The sequence below is a fragment of the bacterium genome, from assembly GCA_035691305.1.
In the GTDB taxonomy this organism is placed as follows: Bacteria; Sysuimicrobiota; Sysuimicrobiia; order Sysuimicrobiales; family Segetimicrobiaceae; genus DASSJF01.
Genome location: DASSJF010000015.1, coordinates 17845 through 43656 on the forward strand (window position 1 = coordinate 17845; position 25812 = coordinate 43656).

General features: G+C 69.8%; 20 protein-coding genes. 5 read left to right on the forward strand and 15 right to left on the reverse strand.

Going from position 1 to position 25812, the window contains the following annotated elements:
• Positions 1-430: 430 nt before the first annotated feature.
• Positions 431-787 carry a hypothetical protein gene (locus VFL28_03005; protein HET7263611.1) on the forward strand — a complete coding sequence of 119 codons (357 nt, stop codon included), beginning with the start codon at positions 431-433 and terminating at the stop codon, positions 785-787.
• A gap of 60 nt (positions 788-847) precedes the next feature.
• A complete protein-coding gene (locus VFL28_03010) occupies positions 848-1393 on the forward strand; it encodes an MGMT family protein (GenBank protein ID HET7263612.1) in 546 nt (181 codons plus the stop codon).
• Positions 1394-1399: 6 nt separating this feature from the next.
• On the opposite strand, the gene VFL28_03015 is transcribed toward VFL28_03010, so the two are convergent.
• Positions 1400-2497, reverse strand: coding sequence for a DEAD/DEAH box helicase (locus VFL28_03015; GenBank protein ID HET7263613.1), 1098 nt, complete (start codon positions 2495-2497; stop codon positions 1400-1402).
• 547 nt (positions 2498-3044) lie between these two features.
• On the opposite strand from VFL28_03015, the gene VFL28_03020 reads away from it, so the two are divergent.
• Positions 3045-4379, forward strand: a complete 1335-nt coding sequence (locus VFL28_03020) for a S41 family peptidase (GenBank protein HET7263614.1) — start codon at positions 3045-3047, stop codon at positions 4377-4379.
• A gap of 104 nt (positions 4380-4483) precedes the next feature.
• Here VFL28_03020 and VFL28_03025 read toward each other — a convergent pair whose 3' ends face one another.
• Both VFL28_03025 and VFL28_03030 read right to left on the reverse strand, forming a co-directional pair.
• Positions 4484-5155, reverse strand: a complete 672-nt coding sequence (locus VFL28_03025; GenBank protein HET7263615.1) for an aspartate/glutamate racemase family protein — start codon at positions 5153-5155, stop codon at positions 4484-4486.
• A gap of 45 nt (positions 5156-5200) precedes the next feature.
• Complete coding sequence (locus VFL28_03030; GenBank protein HET7263616.1) at positions 5201-9199, reverse strand: GAF domain-containing protein; 3999 nt, start codon at positions 9197-9199, stop codon at positions 5201-5203.
• Between the two features lie 350 nt (positions 9200-9549).
• On the opposite strand from VFL28_03030, the gene VFL28_03035 reads away from it, so the two are divergent.
• Entirely contained in the window at positions 9550-10446 is an 897-nt protein-coding gene (locus VFL28_03035; GenBank protein ID HET7263617.1) for a hypothetical protein, read from the forward strand.
• 37 nt (positions 10447-10483) lie between these two features.
• Here the strand turns inward: VFL28_03035 and VFL28_03040 are convergent, their stop codons facing one another.
• The 12 genes from VFL28_03040 to VFL28_03095 all read right to left on the reverse strand — a co-directional run bounded on the left by VFL28_03040 (position 10484) and on the right by VFL28_03095 (position 24006).
• A complete protein-coding gene (locus VFL28_03040) occupies positions 10484-11536 on the reverse strand; it encodes a D-2-hydroxyacid dehydrogenase (GenBank protein ID HET7263618.1) in 1053 nt (350 codons plus the stop codon).
• A gap of 1 nt (position 11537) precedes the next feature.
• Positions 11538-13217 (reverse strand): peptide ABC transporter substrate-binding protein, encoded by a 1680-nt coding sequence (locus VFL28_03045; GenBank protein HET7263619.1) that lies wholly within the window; start codon positions 13215-13217, stop codon positions 11538-11540.
• Positions 13218-13296: 79 nt separating this feature from the next.
• Positions 13297-14211: an ABC transporter permease gene (locus tag VFL28_03050; GenBank protein ID HET7263620.1), complete on the reverse strand. Its 915-nt coding sequence runs from the start codon at positions 14209-14211 to the stop codon at positions 13297-13299.
• A 27-nt stretch (positions 14212-14238) separates the two neighbouring features.
• Entirely contained in the window at positions 14239-15159 is a 921-nt protein-coding gene (locus tag VFL28_03055; protein ID HET7263621.1) for an ABC transporter permease, read from the reverse strand.
• A gap of 3 nt (positions 15160-15162) precedes the next feature.
• Entirely contained in the window at positions 15163-16641 is a 1479-nt protein-coding gene (locus tag VFL28_03060) for an amidohydrolase family protein (GenBank protein HET7263622.1), read from the reverse strand.
• A 37-nt stretch (positions 16642-16678) separates the two neighbouring features.
• Positions 16679-17677 (reverse strand): LLM class flavin-dependent oxidoreductase, encoded by a 999-nt coding sequence (locus VFL28_03065; protein ID HET7263623.1) that lies wholly within the window; start codon positions 17675-17677, stop codon positions 16679-16681.
• Positions 17678-19135 (reverse strand): chlorohydrolase family protein, encoded by a 1458-nt coding sequence (locus tag VFL28_03070; GenBank protein ID HET7263624.1) that lies wholly within the window; start codon positions 19133-19135, stop codon positions 17678-17680. It lies immediately after the preceding gene.
• A 4-nt stretch (positions 19136-19139) separates the two neighbouring features.
• Positions 19140-19976 (reverse strand): ABC transporter permease, encoded by an 837-nt coding sequence (locus VFL28_03075; protein HET7263625.1) that lies wholly within the window; start codon positions 19974-19976, stop codon positions 19140-19142.
• Positions 19973-20764 carry an ABC transporter ATP-binding protein gene (locus VFL28_03080; protein ID HET7263626.1) on the reverse strand — a complete coding sequence of 264 codons (792 nt, stop codon included), beginning with the start codon at positions 20762-20764 and terminating at the stop codon, positions 19973-19975. The genes VFL28_03075 and VFL28_03080 overlap by 4 nt, the downstream gene beginning before the upstream one ends.
• Before the next feature lie 6 nt (positions 20765-20770).
• Positions 20771-21820: an ABC transporter substrate-binding protein gene (locus VFL28_03085; GenBank protein HET7263627.1), complete on the reverse strand. Its 1050-nt coding sequence runs from the start codon at positions 21818-21820 to the stop codon at positions 20771-20773.
• Between the two features lie 21 nt (positions 21821-21841).
• The gene (locus VFL28_03090) at positions 21842-23029 is read right to left on the reverse strand and encodes a M20/M25/M40 family metallo-hydrolase (GenBank protein HET7263628.1); all 1188 of its coding nucleotides are present in this window, start codon (positions 23027-23029) and stop codon (positions 21842-21844) included.
• A gap of 14 nt (positions 23030-23043) precedes the next feature.
• Positions 23044-24006, reverse strand: coding sequence for an arginase family protein (locus tag VFL28_03095; protein ID HET7263629.1), 963 nt, complete (start codon positions 24004-24006; stop codon positions 23044-23046).
• A gap of 147 nt (positions 24007-24153) precedes the next feature.
• Here VFL28_03095 and VFL28_03100 point away from each other — a divergent pair, with 147 nt between their 5' ends.
• Positions 24154-25725: a molybdopterin-dependent oxidoreductase gene (locus VFL28_03100; GenBank protein HET7263630.1), complete on the forward strand. Its 1572-nt coding sequence runs from the start codon at positions 24154-24156 to the stop codon at positions 25723-25725.
• Positions 25726-25812 lie beyond the last annotated feature (87 nt).

Genomic DNA, 25812 nt, shown 5'->3' on the forward strand with positions numbered 1-25812 from the left:
GGTAAGACGCGATTTAGCGCTTCTTGCCCTTTTTGGCTGCCTTCTTCTTGGTCGCCACGGAACTGGGCCCTCCTTTCGATTTTTGGTGTCCAGGGGGGCCTCTCATGCCCCTCAGTTAACGCTCATACGACAGTTTCCGCGATTTTCCTCCTGGGAAACCGAGGAAATTTTAGAGAATGGGAGAGAACGCGAGGCCTCGGGGTACCCTGCTCAGGATTCGGGGATATCCTGGGGATGGGGACCGTCCGCCAAGTTGCAAGTTGCGTTCCCAAACCCTTCCGAACGCGCGTCCGATACGGCTCCGCGATCGTTCCGTACAGTGGAACGATAGCCGCGTCTCAGCCGGACGGGCCTCTCCGCCCCTGCCCGCTGAGAACAGTTATCGACAGGATCGGGGGTTTTCAGACGGATCGTAGCAAATACATTTGGCATGAGACGCTCGGTACTGTTCCTGCTGACGCTGCTCGCGGCGGCACCGCCCACCCTCACGATCTCGCCCACCCTCGCGTCCGGAAGCCTCACCAGCGGACCGATCGAGCGCATTCGCGGCATCTACCTGCAGCAGGGGGTGGAACTGGCGACGGTCGGCACACGCACCGTGCGGCTCACGCGGATGACGAGATTCCGGCGCTGCGGCCGGCTCGGCGCCATGGCCCAGGACTTCAACGAACATCTCGTCGAGGTGGCGGGGCGCGAGGTCGACGGGATCGGGTTCGTCGCCGGATTCGTGAACGCGATCGAGAGCTGCCCTTCGGCGGCCGCGCACAGCGCCGTGCGCGCCCAATAAACGGTGGCGCATCAACGTCCGGGTCGCCGGAAGACACGGCGCGAACGCGGGCTCGGCGCGATGTCCGATCTCCGGCGCACCGTGTACGCCGTGCTGCGCCGCGTCCCGCACGGACGCGTCGTCACCTACGGGCAGCTGGCGCTGATCGCCGGACGGCCGCGCGCCGGCCGCGAAGTCGGCTGGATCGCGTCGGAGGGCGGCACGGGTCTTCCGTGGCAGCGGGTCGTGAACCGCTTCGGAGGGCTGGCGTCGGGCTACGGGCCCAGCGGCCGGACCGCCCACAAGCGAGACCTCAACGCGGAAGGGATCCGCGTGCGCCGGAATCTCACCGTGGATCTGCGGCGCTACCAGTGGTGGCCGGACGACGCGCTCTGCCGCCGGCTCGGGGTGAGCCTCGAGACGCGGGCCACGCTGTCGGTCGCGCGCCACCGCCCGCCGCCGAAGCCGCCCGTCGAGCGGCGGCCGTCGAAGCGCCGGGACGCGGCGATCCGCGAGGCGCGGTCGGTCGAACTCGGACGAGCCGGGGCCGGGCCGGCCCCCTCGCGGGGAGTACTACCCGGGCGGACGGCGAAGAGGCGGTTCCTCCCCGACTACCCGCCCGACTAGGTATAGCTAGTTGCGGACCCGGTCGTACAGGTTCAGCGGATGGCGCTGGAGCGCCGGACCGATCACGCGCTGCAGCGCGTCGAACATCTCGATGTCGTATTGCCCCACGAAGGTGATCGCCGTGCCCGCGCGGCCGGCCCGCGCCGTGCGGCCGATGCGGTGAACGTACGTCTCGACGTCCTCGGGAACATCGAAGTTGATCACGTGCGAGACCTCGGGCAGGTCCAGCCCGCGGGCCGCCACGTTGGTCGCGACCAGCACGCGGGACCGCCCCTCCTCGAAGGCGCGGAGGGCGCGCATGCGGGCGCCTTCCATCATGCCGCCGTGGAGCACCGCGGCGCCGGGGATCGCCCGCGCCAGCCGGTCGACGCGGTGGCGGGTCCGGCGGAATACGAGCGCCGAGGTAACGTCGTCGTCCTTCAGCAGCGCGCGCAGCGCGCGGACCTTGTCCTGCTCGGCGACCTCGAGATAGAACTGCTCGACGGTGTCGACCGTCGGCGCCGCCGACGCGATGCGCAGCCAGACCGGCTCGCGCATCTGCCGGTGGGCGATCTCGTGGATCGCCGGCGGCATCGTCGCGGAAAACAGCGCGGTCTGCCGGTCCTTCGGCGTGTGCCGGAGAATCTGCGTGACGTCGGGCAGGAAACCCATGTCGAGCATGCGGTCGGCCTCGTCCAGCACGGCAACGCGCACGCCGTCGAGTCTGATCGTGCCCCGCTCCATGTGGTCGAGCAGCCGGCCCGGGGTGGCCACGACGACCGGGGGACGCCGCCGGAGATCCTCGATCTGCCGGTTGATGGAATGGCCGCCGTAGACGGCCACCGCGCGCACGCCGCGCTCGCGGCCGAGCACGTTGAGATCGTCGGTGACTTGCACGGCGAGCTCGCGGGTGGGCGTCAGGACGAGCGCCTGGGGCATGCCGCCCGCATCGCTGCCGCTGGCGTCCCCGTTGCGGGGGTGCCCGCCGCGGCGCGCGACCTCGACCCCATCGACGATCGGGATGCCGAAGGCCCCCGTCTTCCCCGACCCCGTCTGCGCCTGCCCGACCAGGTCGGACCCCCGCCGCATGACCGGGATCACCTGCACCTGAATGGGCGTGGGCACCTGCCAGCCGATGCGCCGGATTGCGCGTAGCGTCTCGGGGCGGAGCGAAAAGGACTCGAACGAAGCCTTGGGCTCTTGCGGGGCGTCTAGCGACCGCGGTATTTCGGGTGATTCATTGGGCCGTGCCAACACTGAACTGCTAATATCGATTCCCTCCTCGTGGTCCGGCCTGGGCCGGACTGGCGGCTGTGAGCCGCTCAACGTCGATGCCGGCAACCTGCGCGTGTCCCGCCGGCACCAACCGCCGCGAAGAAGGGTCCTGCGACACACTCGCGGCGGACCTCCCGGGTCCGCCGCCAACGCAATGTATGACGACAGTGGGTATTATATCGGAAAACGGCGACCGCGTCTAGGGAGGGGAAAGCCGGACGGTCAAAATCTTGCCCGGGACGGAACTTTCCGTGGAGACGCCACCGTTCTCTTTCCCAAAGATGCCGGCGGGGAGGTCTAAGGCCTTCGCAATTTTCGCATAATTTCTTCGCGGCTTTTTCAACGCCGGCCGGTACCGTGGCAGCAGCATAACCTAACCCGTCAAGGGGGGAGCTTCATGCAACACCCGTCCCGCGCGGCATCGAAGAGTCGAGCCGCTCTCCTGATCGCCGTCGTTCTCGTTTCTACGCTCGCCGGCACGACCCTCACGGTTCACGCCGCGACCGGCTCGCTCGTGCTGTCCGCGATCGACGTGCTCGACCGCAACTACGTCGACCCGATCCACCAGACCGACCTGCTGAACGCCGCGATCGCGACGCTGCGCCAGCAGACGCATACCGGCGCGGCGGTCCTTCCGGATATCCCTCCGACCGCCGGCTCGATGGACGCGCGGCAACAGTTCCTCACGGAGTTCGACCGCGCCGCCCAGACCGGCGTCGAGCCCAGGGACCAGTTGGCGTACGATGCGACGGCGGGCATGCTGGCGTCCCTCCACGACAGCCACGTCTACTACATGGATCCCAACCGGTTCCAGGAGAACCGGCAGTCCCTACAGGGCGCGCCGGGATTCTCCGGCATCGGCATCATGATCACGGGACAGCAGGATTCGGCCGGGACGCACTGGGTCTTCGTCGAGAACGTCTTCCCGGGGTCCCCCGCGGAGATGGCGGGCCTCAGGCGGTTCGATAAGATCGTCGCGGTCGGCGCCACCTCGCTGCGGGACGGGAACGTCCAGCAGGCGAGCCAGCTGATCCGCGGCCCGGCCGGCACGCCGGTCGTGCTCACGATCGAGCGGGCGGGCATCCCGCAGCAGGTCACGGTGACCCGCGCGGCGATCCAGACGCATCCGGTGACGGCGCAGTTCGTCGAGCCGGGCGTCGCCTACGTGCGGCTGTTCGAGTTCAGCAAGGGCTCGGCGCGCGAGATGCGCAACCAGCTGCTGGACCTCGGGCAGCAGGGCCAGATCCGCTCGGTCATCCTCGACCTGCGCGGCAACCCGGGCGGCCTGATCAGCGAGGCCGACGGCGTGGCGAGCCTCTTCCTGCCGGGCGGCACAGCGATCGCCCGGGTGATCGACCGGCAGTCGAACAGCGTGCTGCGGACGATGGGCGGGTCGCCCTTCGCCGCCGTGCCGCTCGTCGTCCTAACGAACGGCGGCAGCGCCTCCGGCTCGGAGATCGTGACGGCCGCGTTCAAGGATCTCCGCCGGGCGCAGATCGTGGGTGAGAAGACCGCGGGCGCGCTCGGCGGCGCGATCGACGTCGCGCTGCCGGAAGGCGGCATGTCGGTGACGGTGGAGCGGATCACAAGCCCGCAGGGACACGTGGTGGAAGCGATCGGCATCGCGCCGGACGTGCAGGTGTCGCTCGGGGAGTCGGACATGGAGCAGGGCGTCGACCCGCAGCTGCAGGCGGCGCTGCGAGCGGCGGGAGCGGTCGGCTTGCAGAGATAGTGCAGCCGCGGAACTGCATCGGCGTCGAGCGGGCCCGGCCGTGCGGCCGGGCCCGCTTCAATTTGGTGGTGCTGACTCGTCGCGGGAGCTTAGCGCCGGACCGCCTACGGGCCGAGCGCGGCCGCCGCTTCCTGGGCGGCGTACAGCGAGATCGGCATCGGGTCGAGGACCGGGATACCGAACTCCGCGCGGAGGTCGCCGGTGACGCCGAGGCTCCCCTGCGTCATCGAGCCGAGGTAGAGCGCGTCGGCGCGGTGCTCGCGGACGGCGGCGGCCGCCTCGTCGCGCATGAAGCGCCGTCCGGCGTCGAGGTCGGCCAGGATCTTCCGCACGGTCGTCGCAAGCCGGTGAACGATCACCGTCTCGGGCCGCGCCGGCACGCGCGCGATCATCTCAAACGCCGCGGGGACCGCCGGCTCGACGGTCAGGATGACGAGACGCTTCGCGACGAGGCGCGCGAGGAACATCGACGCTTCGCCCGGGCCGATCACCGGGACGGCGGAGGCGGCACGCAACTCTTCCAGTCCCGGATCGACGGCGCCGGCTGAGATGACGGCGCGGCATCGGGCAGGACGGAGTTCGGAGACGGCCGCGAGCGCGGCGCGCCCCGCCTGCTCGAAGTCTCGCGGACGCTCGAGAATGGCCGGGCCGCCGGGCGCCTTCAGCAGCTCGATCGTGAATCCGGGGCGGAGGTGTGACCTGAGGAGATCGAGGCGCCGACCGTTCTCGGCGTCGCTATAGCCGGTAACGGACTCGAGGTAGACGATGTGCGGCATGCCCTCGCGCTTCGATCCGCGCGCGGGGTCGCTCCTGCGCGGCCCTTATCCGGCGGCCCCCAGCGCCGGCTTCCGGGCGGCCGGAGGCGCGGCGGAAGAACGGCCTCCGGCTTCCGTGATCCCGCCCTGATCCAGCAGTTCGAGGAACTTGGCGACAATTTGCGGATCGAAATGCCCGCCGGCCTGCTCCCGGATGTAGGCCCGGGCCTTCTCGATGCTCCACGCCGGCCGGTACGGCCGATCGGAGCGCAGCGCATCCCAGACGTCGGCGACGGCAAACACCCGCGCCGCGAGCGGAATCTGGTGCCCTGAGAGACCCTGCGGATACCCGGTCCCGTCCCACTTCTCGTGATGGCTGTAGGGAATGTCGAGCGCCGGGTGGAGATAGCCGATCGCCGACAGCAGGTCGCGCGCGTACACCGGATGACGCCGCATAAGTTCCCGCTCCCGGTCGGTGAGCGGACCGGACTTCAAGAGAATCGCGTCGGGGACGCCCATCTTGCCGATGTCGTGCAGGAGCGCCCCGCGCCGGAAATGTACCAAGTCGCTCTCCGAGACCCCCATCGCGCGAGCCAGCGCGAGGGTCAGATGCGTCACTCGCTGCGAGTGGCCCTCGGTCTCGCGGTCGCGGAGGTCGAGCGCGCGGGACCAGCCCTCGATCGTCTGGTCGTACGACATGCGCAGACTGGAGTTGGCTTTGCGCAGATCGTCGAACAGAGTCACGTTGTCGATCGCCGTCGCGGCCTGTCCCGCCAGGGCCTCGAAAAACGCGCGCCATTCCGGCGTCGGCCGCAGCGCCGATCGGTGCAGGACCGCGAGCACCCCCTTGACCACACCCTTCGCGATGAGCGGCATCGCGTGATAGGAAACAAATCCCTCTCCCTGGACGTGCGTGCCGAGATGCGTTTCGGCGGCGCCGTTCAGGTACTCCACGCTGACGGGCCGCCCGGTCAGCGCCACCTGGCCGGCGTATCCGTCGCCGAGCCTTAACCGCAGGTGCCGGACGGCGTCGCTTCGGAAGCCGCGCGACGCGGCCCAGGTCAGCATCTGCGTGTCCGGATCGAGCAGCAGGACGGCGACGGCGTCGGCGTTGAGCTGCTGAGTGGCCTTGTCGAGCAGGACGTGCAGGATGACGCGCAGGTCGAGGCTGCCGCGCACGGCGCGGTCGATGTCGTTGAGGGCCTCGAGTTCGCGCGTGCGTCGTTCGGCGGCGTCGAAGAGCCGGGCGTTCTGAAGCGCCGCGGCGGCCTGGTGCGCGTAGGCGGTGAGGGAGTCCAGCCGCTCCGCCGTGAACCAGCCGGCCTGATCGCTGAAGATGGCCAGAAACCCGAACGGCTTCGACCGGCTGATCAGCGGGAGAAACGCCGCGCCGCGCATCCCGGCCGCGAGGGCCGCGGTCTCCCATGCCGCGTGTTCGGCGCGTCCGTCGAGGTCTTGCAGGACGATCGGGGAGTCGGCTTCGCGGAGCCGGCCGCACGTGACAGGGTCCGCCTGCCCGAAGTCGACCCGCCGCCCATCGACGGTGCGCAGAGCGTCCGCCTCGAAAGGATAGTGCGCCGCCATGGTCGCGCCACCATCGTCCTCCAGGTAGCCGAGCGCGACCATGCGGAGTCCGAACGACTCCGTACATGTCCGAACGATCTCACCGGCCAGCTGATCCTGGTCGAGCGTTCCGGCGAGGCGCTGCGCGCTGCCGTACAACGCAGTGAGCGTCGCCACGCGCTGGGCCAGGCTCTCCGCCAGTTCGGCGCGCCGGATCGCGATGCCGCCGATCTCGGCGATGCCTTCGAGGAGGCGCACGTCGTTCTCCGTGAAGTCCTGTCCGGCCGGTTCGCGGAGACGTACGGCCATCAGCGTTCCGATCGGCTCCTCTTGAGTCCGCAGCGGGACGATGGTCCGCGGCCCAAACGCCGCAAACTGCGGCCGGTCCATGTCTTCGCCGAGACGATCGGTCAGCATGTCGGCCGAGACGTGACTCTTGCCCGACCGGATGACGTGTTCCGAGTATGATCCCGCGGCCTCGAACTCCGGCGCGAGGTTGCCGAACGGCATGCCGGTCCAATGGACCCTCATGAATTTCCCGCGCTCGGCGTCGAGCAGGTTGAGCGTTACGTGCGCGGCCCCGAGGAGTTTCATCCCCTGCTCGACGATGATCGGATACATGTCCCGGGAGGTCTCGGCGGCGCGGAGGCGGACGCTGAGGTCGTGGATCCCGTCCCGCTCGGTCTGGCGCTGCTCCTGCTCCTCGATGGCCCGCTTCTGCGCGGTGATGTTTTCCATCGAACCTTCGAAGTACTGTACCGCGCCGCGGCCGTCACGCACGGCCCGGGCGCGGTCCCGGACCCAGACCACCGCGCCGTCCGCGCGGCGCAGACGGTACTCGATGCTCTCGACCCCGCCGTCCCGCTCCAGCGTCGACCTGAACCGGCGGCGGTCTTCCGGATCAGCGTAGAGATCCGCCCCGTCCACGCGAAGCGCCGTCTCGAGATCGGGGAAGCCCATGATGTCGAGCCCTGCCGGGTTGACCTGCAGGAAGCGGCCGTCGGCCGCGGCCCGGTACAATCCGACGGGAACGCGATCGACGAGGTTGCGGTAGCTCTGCTCGCTCGCCCGGAGCGCCGACTCGAACCGGACCCGGTCCGAGATGTCGACGACGGTGTTCATGACGGCGGGGCGGCGGTGATACTCGATGTTCCGGCCGTACACTTCCACCTCAACAACCGACCCGTCTTTGCGCAGAGCCCGGAACGAGTAGTGAACGGCGTCCTCTCCCTCCCGCAGCCGCTTGACGTTTTCGGAGACGAGGGCGCGATCGTCGGGATGCACGATGGGCAGGTCGGGACGGTCGAGCATTTCCTCGGGGTCGTAGCCGGCGATCTTCGCGAGCGCGTCGTTCACGTACACGAAGGCGCCCGACGCGACCACGCCGACACCGACGAGGGATTGCTCGACGAGCGCGCGGTACTGCGCCTGCGCGTCGTGGAGGGCGGTGGTGCGGCGTTCAAGCGCGGACGCCATCTCGTCGAACGTCGCGATCACGGGGCGAAGCTCGCCTCCCACGAAGGCGGAGCCCGCGCGGGCGGAGAGGTCGCCCGCGGCGAGGCGTTTGGCCGCCCTACTGAGCGAATCGAGGGGCTGCTGGACGTAGAGCGCGGCGCCCGCGAGCGCGAGCAGGACGGCGAACAATGTCACCAGGCCGACCCCGCCGACGCTTCTCAGAAACGCGTGCCGGACGTTGGCCACCATCGGCGCGATCGGAATGCCGACGCCGACGTAGCCGTCCGCGTACGCGGGCGCCGTGGACAGGCGCGTGATCCCGTACATCCGGCGTACGCCGTCCCATCCGACGCGTTCCGTCGTCACGGCGCCGTGCCGCAGCACCGCGCCGATCGCATCGCTGTACGAGATTTTCTCGCCGGGTCCACGCTGAAGATCCGGGTACCCGGCGAACAGAACGCCGTGCGCGTCGAACACGTCCAGCGTCGCGCCGGGCGGCAGCTGCAGCTTGGCGGCCAGATCGGTGAACCAGTTTAGATCAAGCGCGGCAAAGACGACATACTGCACGTCGCCGGCCGAGTCGAAGACCGGCACCGCGAAGTTCACCGACGGGACGCCCGTCAGGCGGCCGACCTGATACTCGCCGATCGCGAACGACCGGGCCGCCCTCGCGCGCTTGAAGTAGAGGCGGTCCGCGACATTCACGGGGCGGCGCACCGGCAGCGCGCTGCACACGACGTTGCCGTTCCGGTCGCTCACGCCGAGGTTGGTATACAGCGCACGCGCGCGCAGCTCGGCGCCCAGGGCCGCGCCGCACGCCTTCCAGTCACCGTTCCGAACCGCCGGCATCGAACCCAGCGCAAACAAGGTATCGCGCGTCTGCTGCACCACGTCGTCCTGGAAGAGCTCCGCCGCGCGGGACAGCCGCAGGGTCTCGCTGCTGATTTGTGCGAGCGCGGCCCGCTGGTCCATGAGGGCGGTATAGAAGGAAAGTCCGGAGGTCAGGACGACCGCGAGCACGACCACCAGTACGAGACGGAAAGACACCCGATGCCACAGGGGAAGCCGCTCGCGCGCGTCCGTAGACGGCGGGCGTCTTGCGCTGCGCGCTTCCTTTGAGCGCGAAGAAACCGTGCTCGACACCGATTGCCTCCCCCGCGGGCCGATCGTGAGCGACGTGCGCCGGCGCGCAGTACAGTTACACTGACACTTACGCAATCATTTGACGATACGCTTTCTATTCTATTTGTCGATACTCGTTCTACCCTAAGGGAACGGCACTAGACGGAGTCTACGGAGGCACCGGGAGGACCCAAGAGTCTGTAAGATCGTGTCACGCCAGGAAGCGTACAGGGGTTCGACGAAATCGGGGCAGAAGTTTCGCGAGAACGCCTACCATGATGGAGTTGAATAGGTTTACCGACGAAGACCTGCGATTCGTGGCCGAGACGGCGGGCGGCGGACGCGCCACCGCCGGTCCTCGTCCCGGGGGCGACGACGTGCTCCGGCGGCTTCGCGAGCGGCCCGATCTCCTCGACGTCATGCTCGAGGACGACCGCCTCGTCGATCGGCTTCGGGGAGACGAGCAGGCGTTGCTGCGGGTATCGCCGCCGCTGGTGTTCAGCGTGCTGCTGCGGCGCGTGGCGCGCGACCTCCACCACACGCCCTACACGGTCGAGCGGAACGCGGACGAGACCGTCGCGGTCTTCGACGCCGGCCGGGTGCGCCGGTTCATCGCCGAGCCGGCGATCTGGCGGTACCTCGTCTCGATGCTGACGTCGTTCGTCCGGAACGAGTCGGTCACCGTCCTCGTCCGGCGGCGCGGCCACTATGTGCGGCGGAGGTTCAATACCTCGAGCCTCGAGGACATGATCGCCCTCTCGGGGCTTGCCGATCAGCTGTCGTCACCGCTGGCGGACGACGCGGTGCCGTGGATCTTCCGGCGGATCGGCGACATCGCGCTCTTCCAGAGCGGGATCTTCCCGCGGTCGCTCGGATGGACGGTGCGGCCGGCGCGCGAACGCGCGGTCCCGCGAACGCTGGCGTCCTACGAGGAGCACGGCCGGCGGTTCTACCGCCTCGCGGCCACCCGGACGAGAGAGCTGGCCGGCCAGCGGGACGGCTCGGCGGCCCCGTCGTCCGCCGTGCCGCGGTCTCCATCCTCGGACGACGATCCGGGGCGCGTGCTGGAGGCGCTTTCCGAAGAATTTCACGCGGCACGGAAATCGCTGGAACTGCTCGCCGACCGCTACCTGCGCTGGAGCACGATCCGGCTGTTTCCCGGCTTCGAGTAGGCCAAACCGGCCGCGCGACCGGCACGGGTGACGCCGGCTATCCCGTCGGGACGTATCCCCGCGCTTTGTCCACCACGTTGAGCAGCGGCCTGCCCTCGTGCCACCGCCTGAAATTTTCGACGAAGAGTCCGGAGATGACGGCGGCCCATCCCTGAAAGTCGCCCGACATGTGCGGGGAGACGATGACGCCCGGTAGCTCCCAGAGGGGATGATCGGGCGGCAGAGGTTCGGTCGCAAAGACGTCCGGGGCCGCGCCGGCGATCCGCCGAGACCGGAGCGCCTCCACCAGCGCGGCCTCGTCCACCACCGCCCCCCGCCCGACGTTGATGACGCGCGCCGCGGGCTTCATCCGCGCGAGCGCGGCCGCGCCGAAGAGGCCGCGGGTCTCGGAGGTGAGCGGAAGGGAGAGCACGACGTAATCGGCTCCGGGCAGGATCGCGTGAAGCTCGTCGATCGCCCCGACGCGCTCGAAGGCGGCGTCGGGACCGCCGGCCGAGGATTCCCGCGCCGCGGCCGGCCGGGCGCGGCGGGCGACGCCGATCACGCGCATCCCGGCGGCGCGGAGGAGTCTTCCGATCTCGCGGCCGATGCTGCCGGCCCCGACGACGATCGCGGTTTTGCCGTCGATGCGCTCGGTCTCCCGGTGCAGCCACTCGTGCCTGCGCTGCAGGTCGAACGTGCGCGGCATATCCTTCGCGAACGCCAGCACGAGCCCGAGTACGTACTCGGCGATGGCGCGGTCGAAGACGCCGCCGGAGTTCGTGAGGACGACGTCGCTGTGGACGAGCTCGGGAAAGAGCAGCGGATCGACGCCGGCGCCGCCGTGGTGGATCCAGCGGAGGCTGCGTGCGTGCGACCAGGCGTCGCGCAGCATTCCGGAACGGAAGTCGGCCACGAACAGGACCTGCGCGCCATCGAGCGCCGCGCGCAGCTCTTCGGTCGAGACGGCGTACCGGAGATCGGCACGCTCCGCCACCGGTTCGAGGCCGGCGGGCCGGTTCGTACCGTAGAGGACGACCGCGACCGGGCGCGAGCGGCCGTCGGACCCGGCGGTGCGGTCGCCGGGTCCGGACGTCACCTGCGCGCTCACGTTAGGGTTTGCCGTTCCCTATATAAATGAAGGGCGGCATGTCCGCCTTTGAGGGGCGTGACCACGAAACGAAACCGTACTTGTTGGTCTTGTCGATGCTCCCCTTGACCCACGGCTTCCACAGCTGCGTGACCGTCGGATGCCACAGGAACACCGCGGCGGGGTCGCGCACCAGAACGTCCTCGGCGCGCCGGTACATCGCGCAGCGCTGCGCGTCGCCCATGGTCGAGTTGCCCTGCATGACGGCCTTGTCGTAGTCCGCGTTCGACCACGGGTGCCGCCCGCCGCTCTTGTAGATGTTCATGAAGTTACTGGCGTCGGCGTAGTCGTACTCCCACGGAATCAGCACGAGCGGCAGGTCGTACTTGTTGAGCCGGTCCATGAACAGCTTCCGCTCCACATTCTGCACTCCGATGTCGACGCCGAGGTTCTGCTTCAGCATTGCCTGGATGGCTTCGCCCGCCGCCTGGATCGTCGGCGACGCGGCGCGGAGGTCAAGGTCGTATTTCGGGAAGCCGCGGCCGTCCGGGAACCCGGCCTCCGCGAGCAACCGTTTGGCCGCCGCCGGATCATACGGCTGCGCGTCCTTCAGCCTCGCGGGCTGCGCGCAGTGAAAGCCCGGCGGCAACATGCCGTAGGCCGGCACCGCCATGCCGCGGAGCACCGATTTGATGATGGCGTCACGGTCGATCGCCATTGCAAACGCCTTCCGCACCCGCGGATCCTTGAATGCCGTCTGGCCGCCGCCGAAGGCGACCCACCAGGTCTGGAAGTAGGGCCAGACGTGCGCCTCGCGCTTGAGGCGCGGATCGCTCTGGATGCGCGCGAGGTCCGACGGGCCGAGCGGACCCTCGTAGATCCAGGGGATCGCGTCGACCTCGTTCGCGAGGTACGCGGGGAAGAACGACTGGTCCTGGCCGATCTTGTAAACGATCCGCTCGAGATATGGCTTGCGAACGCCGGCGTATTGAGGATTTGCCACGAACACGAGCTGCTTATCCCGCTCCCACGACGCCAGCTTGAATGGGCCCGAAGACACCGCGGTGTCGGGCGCCTGCGACCAGGGGTCGCCGGCCTTGGAGACCACGTGCTCGGGCACGACGTACAAATCGCTCAAGAGCATGAGCAGGTACGGCGTCGGCTCGGCGGTCGTGAGCTGGAGCGTGGTCGCGTTGACCGCGACCGCGCCGATGTCTTCGAGCTTGGCCTTGCCCTCGTTGGCTTCCTTGAAGTTCTTGAGCGCCGAGAAATACCACGCCACGTCGAAGCCGGTCTCCGGGTTGGCCATGCGACGGATCGTGTAGACGAAGTCGGACGCGGTCAGCGGCACGCCGTCCGACCAGCGCAGCCCCGGCCGCAGCGTGAACGTCCACGTCCGGCCGTCCTGCGAAACGGTCCAGCGGGACGCCGAGAGCGGCTTGATGTCCGAGTTATAGTCCTGCATCACCAGCGGATCGCTCATCAGGCCCGGCATCCACTGGCCTTTCTGGACGGTCTTGCTCCAGTCGAGGTACGTCCCCTCGCGGCCGATCAGCGTGAGCACCTGTTTGGACGGCGGGGCGGCGTCGGCCGGAAGCGCCACGCCCACCGAGTTCACGGTGGCGGCGCCGACGGCCGGACCGTACCCCGGGCCGAAGACCGCGAGGACGATGAGAACGCCGGCTGCCACCCACCGGCTCAAGGGACGATCACCTATGTGACGCATCACGGTTCGCCTCCCCCCCAATGTCGATCCGCGTCGGGCGTCCGGGCCCGGCGGGCTACTGCTTCAACGCGCGGGGGTCCAACACATCGCGGACCCCGTCGCCGAGCAGCGTGAACCCCGCCATCGTGACCGCGATCGTCAGCGACGGAAACAGCGCAAGATGCCAATAGTAGCGGATGTTGGTGACGCCTTCGCCGACCATTTGCCCCCACGACGGCGTCGGGGCGCGCACGCCGAGGCCGAGAAACGAGAGCGCGGCCTCGGTGAAGATCGCCTGCGGGATGCCGAGCGTCACCGCGACGACGATCGGCGCGAGGATGTTCGGCAGCACGTGGCGCGTGACGACCGACACTTCGCCCGCGCCCCCGGCCCGCGCCGCCTCGACGTACTCGCGCTCGCGCTCCCGCAGGCACTGCGCGCGCGTGAGGCGGCAGATTGGGATCCACGCGTGGAAGCTGATCGCCAGCAAAATGTTGCCGAGGCCCGGGCCCAGCACGACCATGATGAGGAGCGCGAACAGCAGTTGCGGAAACGCGGTCAGCGTATCGACGAGGCGCATGATGAGAAAGTCGGTCCGGCCGCCGAGCACGCCGGCCGCGAGCCCGAGCGGGAGGCCGACCGCGAGCGCGATGGCCTGGGCCGTGAACCCCACGGCCAGCGACACGCGAGCACCGTAGACGATCCGGGTGTAGAAGTCGCGGCCGATGGCGTCTGTTCCGAGCCAGTGGGCGTTGGACGGGAATTGGTACGCTTCCCCGAAATTGGCGCGGTCGTACGGGCCGGGCGTGATCCAGGGCGCCGCGAGCGCGAGGGAGATCAGGAAGGCGACGACGACGGCGCCGCCCATTGCCATCCGATTGCGACGCAGCCGGCGCAGCCGGCCGCGGCGACCGGCGGGCGCCGGTGCGCCCGGGCGGCCGCCGCGTGCGATCACCGGGGAAGTGCCGAGGCCCGGGACGGACGCGCTCATCGGGGGGCGCTCACAGATCCGGACGCATCACGCATATCGGATGCGCGGGTCGGCGAAGAGATACAACAGGTCACTGACGAGATACATGAGGCTGACCAGCAACGCGGCGAGCAGCGCGAGGCCCATGATCATCGGATAGTCGCGGTCGTAGACGCTCGTGACGAAGTAGCGACCGAGCCCCGGCACGCGGTAGATTCCCTCGACGAAGATCGATCCGGTGAGGAGATCCGGAAACAGCGGTCCGATAACGGTGAGGAGCGGGACGAGGGCGTTGCGCAGCACGTGCCTGAGGACGACGCGCCGCGTCGCGAGGCCCTTCGCGCGGGCGGTGCGGACGTGGTCCGCGCCCAGGACCTCGAGGACGCTGACGCGAGTATAGCGTGCGACGAGCCCGAGAGGTGCGAGGCAGTAGGTCAGGGTCGGGAGGATCCACTGGCGCGGGGCCTCCCACCCGCCGGCCGGCAGCCATCCCAGCATCGTACTGAAGAGCAGAATCAACAGGCTGCCCAGCACGAAGTGCGGCACGACGAGGCCGAACACCGCAACACCCGTCGTGAGGTAGTCCACAACGGTGTTCTGGCGGAGCGCGGCCGCGACCCCCAGCGACAGCCCGCCCGCAAGCGCGATCGCGAGCGCCATCCCGCCGAGGTGCATCGTCACCGGCCAGACGCGGCTCAGCAGGTGCACCACGGACTCGCCCGGGCTTTGATACGAAACGCCGAAGTCGAGATGGGCGACGTTCCACACGAACCGGACATATTGTTCCGAGAGCGGCCGGTCGAGCCCGTAGCTGCGCAGGATATTGGCCTTGCTCGCGGGCGGAAGCGGCATCTTGTCCTCATCGAACGGCCCGCCCGGGATCGTGTGCATGACGATGAAGACGAAAAGCGAGATGATGAGCAACGTGCCGAGGATGGCGACAGTGCGGACGGCGAGATAGCGGCCCATGGCCTACTCTGGAAGGTGGATGCGGCGGGTCAGGCCGGCCGCGAGTTCGCTCAAAGCTGTGAGCGGGGCCCGCAGTGCCGAGGCCACGGACTGGCCGTCGCGGGTGGTGCGTTCGATCCGTGCGTAGGCGGCCGCGGCTTCATCGGCCAGCTTGGCTTCATCTAAATGCAGCGGCCGCCCGTGCTCGGCGAGGAGCCGGCCGCCGACGTAGACCCGCTCCAGGCTGCCGGCAAAGCCCGCGCCCGAGTAGGCGAGCTGATCAAGCCAGTCCGGCCCGGCGTAGCAGCCCGCGGCGGCGGGATTGACCACGAGGAAGTCCGCCCCCAGGCCGGCTTCGAGCCGGCCCGCGACGCCGCCGAACCCCAGGGCGGACGCCGCGTGTTCGGTCGCGGTCCACCAGGCCTCCGCCGGGGTGACCCACCGCGTGGACGGCTCGTCGGGCCGGCGCAGCGTCACGCCGACGCGCAGCGACGCAAGCCAGTCCTGAGACCCGCCGCAGTTGAACGCGTCCGTGCCGAAGGCGACGCGGACCTTTGCGTCGAGCGCCGCGCGCAGGTCGAAGTACCCGGCCCCGGTGGCGAGGTTGCTGCACGGATTGTGCACGACCGTCGCCCCCGCCCCGGCGATGCGCGCGCGGTCGGCGGCGTCGAGATGCACACAGTGCGCGAGCGTGGTGCGGGGCCCGAGCAGGCCCGCCGATTCGAGAACCCCAAGCGGATCTCCGCCGCGCCGCTGCACCCGGGACTCGAGAAGATGGGTGTGGATCGCCAGCCCGTGCTCCTTGGCCAGCGTCGAGAGGCCGGCGAGCAGCTCGGGTGTGCAACGCTCGGCGGTCGACGGCCCCACGAGCGTCCGCACGAATCCGCCGCCCCGCGTCCGGCGAACGAGCGACCGCATCGTCTCGAGCAGGTCCGCGGCGGCACGCGGCGCCCAGCGATCGGCGGCGGCGATCATCGCGTGAAGCGCCGGGTCGAGAATCGGAAGCGAGTCCGCGATCGTCCGGTCGCCGATCTGCGGGGCAAGCGCCACGCGCAGCCCTGTCTGCTCGTACGCCTCGACCGCGGCCTCGACGTGGTCCGCCGCAAGGCGGGCGTGGTCGAGGATCACCGTGACCCCGTTCCGCAGCGCGTCCGCCGCATGCAGGCGGGCCGCGAGCGCGCCGTCGGCCGGGGTCATGCCGCCCGCGTACGCGATCGCGCGGGGAAGCCACGGCTCCAGCGTGTCGTCGTTCATCGCGTGGCGGCAGACCTGCCCGTACGAGTGCGAGTGGGCGTTCACGAGTCCGGGCAGCACGAGACGGCCGGAGGCGTCGAGCACCTGCCGGGCGGCCGCGAAGGCGTCTACGGGGAGGCGGCCTCGAGGCTCGAGCGCGGTGATGCGTCCGCCCTCCACGAGCACGTCCAGCGCCTTGAACGACGGACGCGCGTCGCCGGGGGCGCGGGTGAAGACGGATCCGCCGGCGATCAGCAGGTCCGCGGTCATCGCCGCGGCGCTCGACGCCCTCGGTGGCGCGGCGGCGTCAAGAGACCGCGACCGCGCCTTTGAGTTTCGGCATGACGTCGGTGACGCAGCGCTCGAGTTGTCCGCGCTGGTCCGGCGAGGTGAACCGCATCACGACGGTGTTGCAGCCGGCCTCGACGAACGCCATCACCTTGTCGACAACCGCCGCGGGAGAGCCGAAGGCCAACCAGGAGTCCAGCTTCTGCGGGCTGATCCTTCCGGTCCCGTAATAGTGGTCCAGGAACTCGACCGCTTCGCGCTTCGCCTTGGCCTCATCGTCGTTGATGTTGACCATCAGGTGCAGGCTGTTGTGCGTGACCTCGTGCGCGCGCCCGTATTCCGCCGCGTAGTCCTGGACCTGGCGCCAGCGCGCGCGGAAGTCCGCGGGCGGCGTGCCGTCCGTCTGCCACCCGTCGGACAGCCGCGCGACGCGCCGCATCGCGCGCTCCGTCACGGCGGGATCGGGGCTCGTGGGGTTGACCGCCAGCACGATCGGAATCCGGCGTTCGGGCCGCGGCAGCAGATCGACGCGGTCGAAGCGATAGTACTTCCCGTGGTGGGTCACCGGGCCCGACCAAAACGCGCGCAGCAGCGCGATGCCCTCCTCGAGGCGGCCGATCCGCTCCTTGGACGCAACGCCCATCGCCGCCAGTTCCGCGGCGAACTGCGGCCCCATCTTATCGCTCCCCCCGGCGCAGACCGCGAGGATCGTTCGGCCGCCCGACGCGAGATCGAGGCTGGCCCACTGCAGCGCGAACACGAGCGGATGCCGCAGCGGAAAACTCGCGAGGCAGATCGTACCGAGCTTCAGGCGGCGCGTGCGTCCCGCGATCGCCGACAGCGTGACGATCGCCTCGAGGCGCGGCTTCGAGGTGAAGTTGTCCCCGACCCACACGGAGTCGAAGACGCCGGAGGCTTCGGCCTGATCCGCGGTTTCGAAGAGCACCCGCGGGTCGAGGCCGAAGAGGACGGCCCGGTTGGGCAGGCTGATTCCGAACTCAACTTGCCGGCGCGCCATTCATCGGCTCCTCGGTTCGACTTGGCCGAGCGGAGGAAACGCGGGCGGGCACATCTCCTCCGCGGCCCGGCCGCTGCCCTCCCACTCCGGCACGTCCGCCCAGAGACGCTCGCCCATGCGCTGCACGTCCGCCGACAGCCGCTCCCCGTCGACGCCGGCGACGGCGCCGGACGCCACGACGTGCCGGCCGTCCACCCAGACGTGTTCCGCGGGCCCGCCCGCGGCATAGTGAATGAGGCTGCGCACCGGATCGAGCACCGGCCCGACGCGCACCCGGTCCAGACGGTAGGCCGCGATGTCGGCCCGCGCGCCCGGAGCGAGGCGGCCGAGGTCGTCCCGCCCGAGCGCCGCGGCGGCGCCCAAGGTCGCCGCGTTGATCACGTCGGCGGGCTGCCCCGCCGTGAAGTCGCCCTCCACGAGCTTGCACACGTACGAGGCCCACCGCATCTCGTCGACGATGTCGCGCGGGCACGTGTCCGTGCCGATCGCGACGTTGACGCCGGCGCGCCGGTAGCGGTCGAACGAGTGAAGCGACCAGCCGCGCCGGGCCAGCGCGAGCGGGCAGTGCGCGACGTGGGCGCCGGACCCCGCGAGCAGATCCAGGTCGATCCGGCCCGGCGCCGGGGCGAGCGGGTGGTGGTCGAGAAAAATGGCGTGGCCCAGAATCGTCCGCGGCGTCAGCGCGCCGTTGGCGTGGAGCCACCGGATGGGCGTCAGCTGCGTCCGCCGGACCATCTCCGTGAACTCGAACAACCCCTGGGCGGCGTGGATCTGCACGCGGACCCCGAGATCCTCCGCCGCGCGCATGGTCGCGGCGAGGAGCGCGCCGCTGCAGGTGTCGGCGGCGTGCGGGCAGAGCATCCCGGTGACGAGCCCGCCTCCGTCGCGCGAGGCCTCCTCGACGAACCCGCACGCCTCCCGCAGGCCGGCCTCGCCTCGAGCCTCGTCCCAGCGGTACTCGATCCGGCCGGGCGTCGCTTCGACGTACACCGCGCTCGCGTAGCGCGGGCCCGCGTACAGACGCACGCCGATCTCGCGCGCGGCGGCGATCAACTCGCGCCCGCCCTGCCCGACGTTGACGACCGTGGTCGAGCCGTGCAGCACGCACTCGGCCAGGTACTGCCGGGCGCCGAGCGCCGGATCTTCCCGCTGCGCGATGTGGCGCCGTCCCGGCCGCGCCGTCTGCACGTTCATGTATCCGGTGTTGAAGGCGTCCGCCCGTCCGCAGTCCAGGATCAGCCGGCCGCCCGGCTCCGCCCCGCCGTGCGTGTGGACGTTCACGAACCCCGGCAGCACGAGACAGCGTCCGGTGTCCACGACCGTGTCGACCCGGCCGGAGTACTCGCGGCCGGCGTATGTGATCGTGCCGCCGTCGAAGACGACGACGCCGTTAGGGACCAGCCGGTGGCGCCGTCCGTCGAAGGCCAGGACCGCCTCGCCTTTGACCGCGGTCGTCATCGGCTCACAGCCCGCCGACGGGTCTGTCCGACGCGCGCCACGAGAAGAGCCGCTCGAGCAGTACGACGGCGAGGTAGAGGACCACGCCGAGCACCGAGATCAAGAACAGCGCCGAGAACAGGAAGTCCGTCCGCAGCGTCTGGGTCGAGTACAGGATGACGTAGCCGAGTCCGGAGTTCGCGCCGACCCATTCGCCGATGATCGCGCCGATCACCGCGAGCGCGATCGAGATCTTGAGCCCGGCGAAGAAGTACGGCAGCGCGTTCGGGAACTGCAGCTTGGTAAAGACCTGGACGCGCGACGCCGCGACCAGCCGCAGCAGATCGATCGCGTTCTCGTCCGTGGCCTTGAGGCCCTGCACCGTGTTCACCACGGTCGGGAAGAAACAGATCACCGCGGTGATGACCACCTTCGGCGTGATCCCGGACCCGAACCAGATGATGAACAGCGGCGCGATCGCCACCTTGGGAATGGTCTGCGACGCGATCAACAGCGGATAGAACGCCTTCTCGACGAGGCGCGAATTCACGATCAGGAGGGCCGCGGCCACCGCGATCGCGTTGCCGATGACGAAGCCGAGGGTGATCTCGTACGTCGTCGTCCACGTGTGGCGCATCATCAGCGGGAAGTACCGCAGCGTCGTCCTCAGAATGACGAGCGGGCTCGGCAGGATGAAGTCGCTGACGTGGCGCGTATCGACGACGACCTGCCACGCGACCAGCAGCAGCAGGAAGAAGATCGCCGCGGGGATGTTGCCGGCGACCGCCGCGGCCCCCTCCCGCAGCGCGCCGGCCGGCGCGCGCCGTCCGCCCTCACGTGCCTCGCGCGCCGGAGCGCTCACCTCGCGTCGTCCCCGGACGGATCGCCCTCGAGCTCTTTCAGGAGGATCCGGGAGTATTCAATGAACCCGGGCGACAGGCGCGTCTCCTGGGTCCGCGGCCGCGGCAGGTCGATCTGGTGGATCGAGCGCACGCGGCCCGGGCGCGGCGTAAACGTCACGACCGTGTCGGAGAGCAGGACCGCCTCCGGGATGCTGTGCGTGACGAAGAGCACCGTCTTGCGGGTCCGCTGCCAGATGCGGAGGAGTTCGACGCCCATCCGGTCGCGCGTGATCGCGTCGAGGGCTCCGAACGGCTCGTCCATCAGGAGAATACGCGGGTCGAACGATAGGGCGCGCGCGATCGCCACCCGCTGCTGCATCCCGCCCGACAGCTCGCCGGGACGGTGGGCCTCGAAGCCGGAGAGGCCGACCAGGTCGAGAAATTGACGCGCCCGCCGGCGGCGCTCGTCGCGGCCGAGCCCCTGAATCTCGAGCATCAGCGCCACGTTGTCGAGCGAGGTGCGCCACGGGAACAGGAGCGGCGTCTGAAACACGAAACCGAAGCTCCGGCGCGCCCGGGCGGTGTGGGCGTCGCCGCCGAACACGGTAACGCGTCCGGAGGACGGCGGGAGCAGGTCGGCGACGATCTTGAGCAGCGTCGACTTGCCGCACCCGGACGGCCCGATAATCGAGACGAACTGGCCTTCGCCGACGCCGAAGCCGACGTCGCGCAGCGCCTCGACGCGGCGCGCGCTGCCCTCCGCGCCGTACGTCAGGCCGACGCGGTCGAGCTCGATCGCGTTCGCCATCACCCCTTACTTCTGCGGCGCGATGTCGGTGAAGATGGTCTTCGGATCGAAGTCGTTCTGGATCATCCCGCCGGCGCGGAACGTGTTGTAGGTCTGCGTCCAGCCGGCGAGCGTCTGGTAGCCAAAGCCGTGCGCCCGCGCGTCCGGGCTCCAGACCAGGCTCTTGATGGCCGGCCACTTCGCGGCCTCGAGCTTCCGGTCGGTCTCCGGCACCGCCTCCGCGAGCGCCGCGATCGCCTCGTCCACGTGGTCGAGCGTATAGGTCCAGGACTTGAACGTCGCCAGCGCCATGCGCCTGGCGAGATCCCGGTTGCCGTTCAGCAAGCCCTCGCTGGTGAAGATCGTCTGCCCGTAGCTCTTCACACGGTAGTCGGCGTAGTTGAGGATGTTGAGCGGGAGGCCGCGGCTCTGGATCACCACGACCTCGTTCGTCAGCAGCAGACCCGCGGCGTCGATGCTGCCGGCGATCAGCGGGCCCACCGACGCGGTCACGTTCACGACGGTGATACGGGCCGGGTCGAGGTTGTTGATCTTGAGGAACGCGTTCCAGAACGCGTGGACCGTGCTCGCCGGATTGTCGCCCACCTTCTTCCCGTACAGGTCCGCGGGCTTCATGATGTTCTTGCTCTTAAGGGACACGAGCACCGTCGGGCTGTTCTGCAGCAGCACGCCGAGCGAGACGACGGGAATCTTCTGCGCCCGTCCTACCGTGACCGCGTCCGCGACGGCGACGCCGAACATGCTGTCTCCCGCCCCGACGAGCTGCACGGCCGCGGCCGAGCCGGTGCCGGGCAGGATGCTCAGGTCGATGCCTTGATCCGCGTAGTAGCCCTTCTTCTTCCCGAGGTAGTAGGGCGCGTGCTCGGCGTTGGGATTGAAGTTGAGGCGCAGCGTCGCCCTCGCCAGCCCGGCCGCGCGGGCCTCCGTGCGGCTGCCGAGGAGCCGCGCCCCGACGGCCCCGGATGCGGCGGCAAGCGCTCCGGCGCGGAGCAGCGTCCGGCGGGTCACGCGTCCGCCTTCGCTCGTGGCGCCGCGCCTCGAAAACGTCTCATCCATGCGTCGTCCCCCCTTGGAGTGTTATTGAAGTTGGGAGCGGATCAGCTCGGCGAGGACCCGGGCCTCCGCGACCACCTGCGAGACCGGTACGAAGTCGGCGCCGGTCGGCCACACGCCGCCGGTTGCGCCGTACATCACGGTCGGCACACCCAGCCGGCAGGGCCCGCCGGCGTCGAAGGTGCCACGCCCGTACACGATCTCCGGATCCGCGCCGGCGACCGCGCGGTGCGCGGCGTGGAACGCGGTCACCCAGTCGAGATGCGGATCGACAAGCGCCGGCCACATCAAGACGCCGGTCTCCACGGAGACCTCGTAGGGCGCCATGTCGCCGATCGCTCGGCGCACCTCGTCGGTGGCCACTTCGGGGTCGTCGCCGGGCAGGAGGCGCCGGTCGACGGTGAGGAACGCCTCCGCCGGCAGCGTGTGCGGGGCGACCGGCTCGAAGCGCATCTTGTAGACGATCGCGTGCCGGCCGCCGAGGATCGGATGCCGGTCGGCCCACTTGAGCCGCCGCAGCCGGGCGGTGATTTCGACGGCCGCGTCGATCGCGCCGAGGCCCTCTTCCGGCGTGCTCGAGTGCGCGGCCCGCCCCCGGACGTGCACGTTGACGTCGACACGGCCGCGGTTGCCGAGCGAAAGTTTCAGCCCCGTCCCGATCTGAATCACGCCGAACGACGGCTTGGGATCGAGCGCGGCGATGATCGCCTCCGAGCAGGCGTGGCTGCTGCGGCCCTCGTTGTTGACGGCCCAGTAGAGCGTACCCCGGAGCTCTCCGCCCGCCTCGGCCAGCATCTTGAGAACGGCAAGCATGACGGCCTGATGCGCTTTGTTCTGGCTGACGCCCTGGCCGAAGACGGCGGGCTCGGGGCAGCCGTACGCCGCGGCGTTGCCGATCTTGCCGGAGAACGGTGCGTCCATCAGATTGTGGTGCTGCGCCGGCGTGTAGTTCTGAATCAACAGCGTCCGGCCCGAGCGGCCGGCGCCGAGCCGCGCGACGAGATTGTTGCGCGGAACGTCGAGAAGATCGTAAACGCCGATCGCCGCCAGTTCCGGGCGCACCACGTTCTGGACGTAGTGGACGAGCTTCGGGTCGTCCGGCTCCATCAGCGTGTCGAAGCCGAGCGGCACGTCGGTCGGGACGCGGGCGAGCCGCGACAGAACATCGACGAGGTAGCGCTCGTCCAGAGGCGCGCGGGCGGTGTTCGGCATCGTGACCCCCTACTTCATCGCGGCCGTCCGCCGATCCGGCCGGCGTGGGCCATCGCGCCGATCAAATTGAGCATGAGGCGGACGCTGACGCGGCAGGTCAGGTCGCCGCCGGCGAGGTCCGGCATGATCTCCACCACGTCGAACCCCGCGACGCGGCCGCGCGCCGCGACCCCGCGCAGCACGCCGCTCGCTTCATCGTAGGTGAGTCCGCCGAACGCCGGGCTGGCGACCGCCGGGGCGGCCGACGGGTCGAGACCGTCCACGTCGAGCGTAATGAAGTAACGGTCCGCGGCGGGCACTTTCGCCAGCGCGGCTTCGACGCCGGTACGATGGATCTCGGCGGCGCCGATCAGCACCGAGCCGTACGCGCGCGCGTCGTCGAACTCCACCCGCCGCCCGCTGCCGAACCCGCGGAGACCGATCTGCGCCATGCCCCGGACCCACCGCATCTCGGACGCCCGCCGCATCGGGCTGCTGAGTCCGTCCCGGATCCCCTCCCGCTCGTCGCGCCAGTCGATGTGCGCGTCGATCTGCACGACGCAGATCGGCGGCTGCTCGGCGTAGGCGCGCAGTACGGGAATCGGCACGGAGTCGTCGCCGCCCAACACGAACGGCACCGCGCCCCGCGCCAGGATCGCCTTGACCGCCGCCTCCGCCGCGGGCGGCGCTTCGTCCCAGTGTCCCGCGACCATCGCCACGTCACCGCAGTCGACGATCCGGATGTTGCGGCCGGCGAACAGGTCGTCGCCGAAGTCGAAATCGTAGTTGGTCGCGTACCACGGGACGTACCGCATCGACTGCTCGCGCAGCGCCGCGGGCGCCCGGCTCTGGGACGCCGCCGTCTGCAGATCGTACGGGACGCAGAACGGCACGCCGAGCACGGCGATGTCGGCGTCCAGCGCGCCTAGGTCCGGGCAGCGGGGCACGTCGAGAAAGGTCGGACGGCCGGCGGGGACCGGCGACAGACGGAAAGCCATGCGCTGTTCCTTCTCCCCGGGTCGAATCCGCCCCTGGACTCCTGGGGAGGACCGGCCGGCCGCCAGGCCGGCTTGGCCGCGGGCGATGCTCGCGGCGCGTCTACAGGCCGAAGATGTAGGGAACTCTGACGATTGACTATGGAGCGGATGCGCAGGGGTTGGCCGGGCGGCTTTCCAGCCGGCGTCGTGGCCGGAGCCGGCGCGACGCTTGCCCTGTTCGTCTGCAGGCTCGCAACCGGCGTCCCGATGCCGCAGGAAGCCCTCACCGAACGGATCGCCCTGCTGCTGCCGAATCCGGTGTTTGCCTTCCTGCTCGCCGAACTCCAGCACCTGGCCAAACCGCTGGCGTTCGCGGCCGCGACCTGCGCCATGCTGATCGGGTATGGCCTCGGCGGCGCCGCGTACGCGCACATCGTGCCCGCGGGCCGTCGATCCCGGATGCACTTCGGGCTTGTCGTCGCCGCGGTCGCGTGGGCCTTCATCGAGGGGGAAGTGCTGGGCGAGCCGCTGACCACCGCCGTGTCGGCCCCAATACTCCCGGTGGCGATCGGCAGCCTCGTCTATGGAACACTGCTGCCCGGTCTCTTCAGCCGCAACGAAGCCGCGAATCGGGCCGGCGCCGCGGCCGCGGCGCCGGCAGGGCGGGACTTGCCTGCAGGCATCCGGCCGGTCGGCCGGCGGCCCCTGTTGCGACGGGCCGCGCTCATGGGGCTGGTCGCGGGCGCCGTCTCCCGCGTCGGGATCTGGGACGGGGATGCGGGCCCGCGCTCGACCGCCACGGCATCGGGAGCCGCCGGCGCGGGCCCGAAGGCTTTCCGCCTCATCAGGGGGATGCCGGCGGAGGTCACCGCGAACCGCGAGTTCTATCGCGTCTCCAAGAATTTTCCGTTCGATCCCGCCGTCCGGATCGCCGATTGGTCGTTCGCGGTCACGGGTCTGGTCGCCAGGCCGCTCAAAATGTCCTATGCCGAGTTCGTCAAAGCCGCGCCTTCCGTCGAACGCTGCCACACGCTGGAGTGCATCACCAACGAAACCGGAGGCGATCTGATCGGCAATGCCAACTGGAAGGGATTGCGGGTTCGAGACATCCTCGGCCTTGCCGAGGTGCGGCCGGCGGCGACCGCGGTGATCTGGCGCTGCGCGGACGGCTACGTCGAGGCCGTCCCGCTCGCCGTGGCGATGGACGCCAGGGCTCTGCTCGCATACGAGATGAACGGACGGCCCCTCCCCGCGGCGCACGGCGCGCCGGTGCGGGTCCTCCTCCCCAACCGGTACGGCATGAAGCAGCCCAAGTGGCTGACCGGCATCCACGTGGCCGACTCCAATGCCGCCGGCCGTTGGGAGCGCCGGCGATTAGCCAACCCGGCGACCGTCAAGATTCACAGCGCCTTCCGCGTGGACGCGCGGGACGGCGCCGCGGTAGAACTCGGAGGCTGGGCGTTTGCCGGCAGCCGCGGCGTTGCGCGCGTGGAGATCAGCGCGGACGGCGGGACGACGTGGTTCCCGGCCGCCCTCAAGGAAGCGTTGGGCGACAACTGCTGGCAATTCTGGTCGGCGGAGTGGAAGCCTCCGGCGCCGGGCGACTACGCGCTGTGGGTCCGCGCCGTCGACGGCGCGGGAACGATACAGCCGGGCCGGCGGCGCAGGACGCCGGACGGCGCGGAAGGCTACCACGAGATCCGGGTTCGGGTCGCCGGCCGGTCGGCCCGCCGCCTATAGGTGGCGGGCGGTGGAAGTTCAGGCCGCGTTCGTGACGCCGCGCCCCCGGCGCGCCCGTCCCCGCGGGCATCGGGCGGCGAACCCACC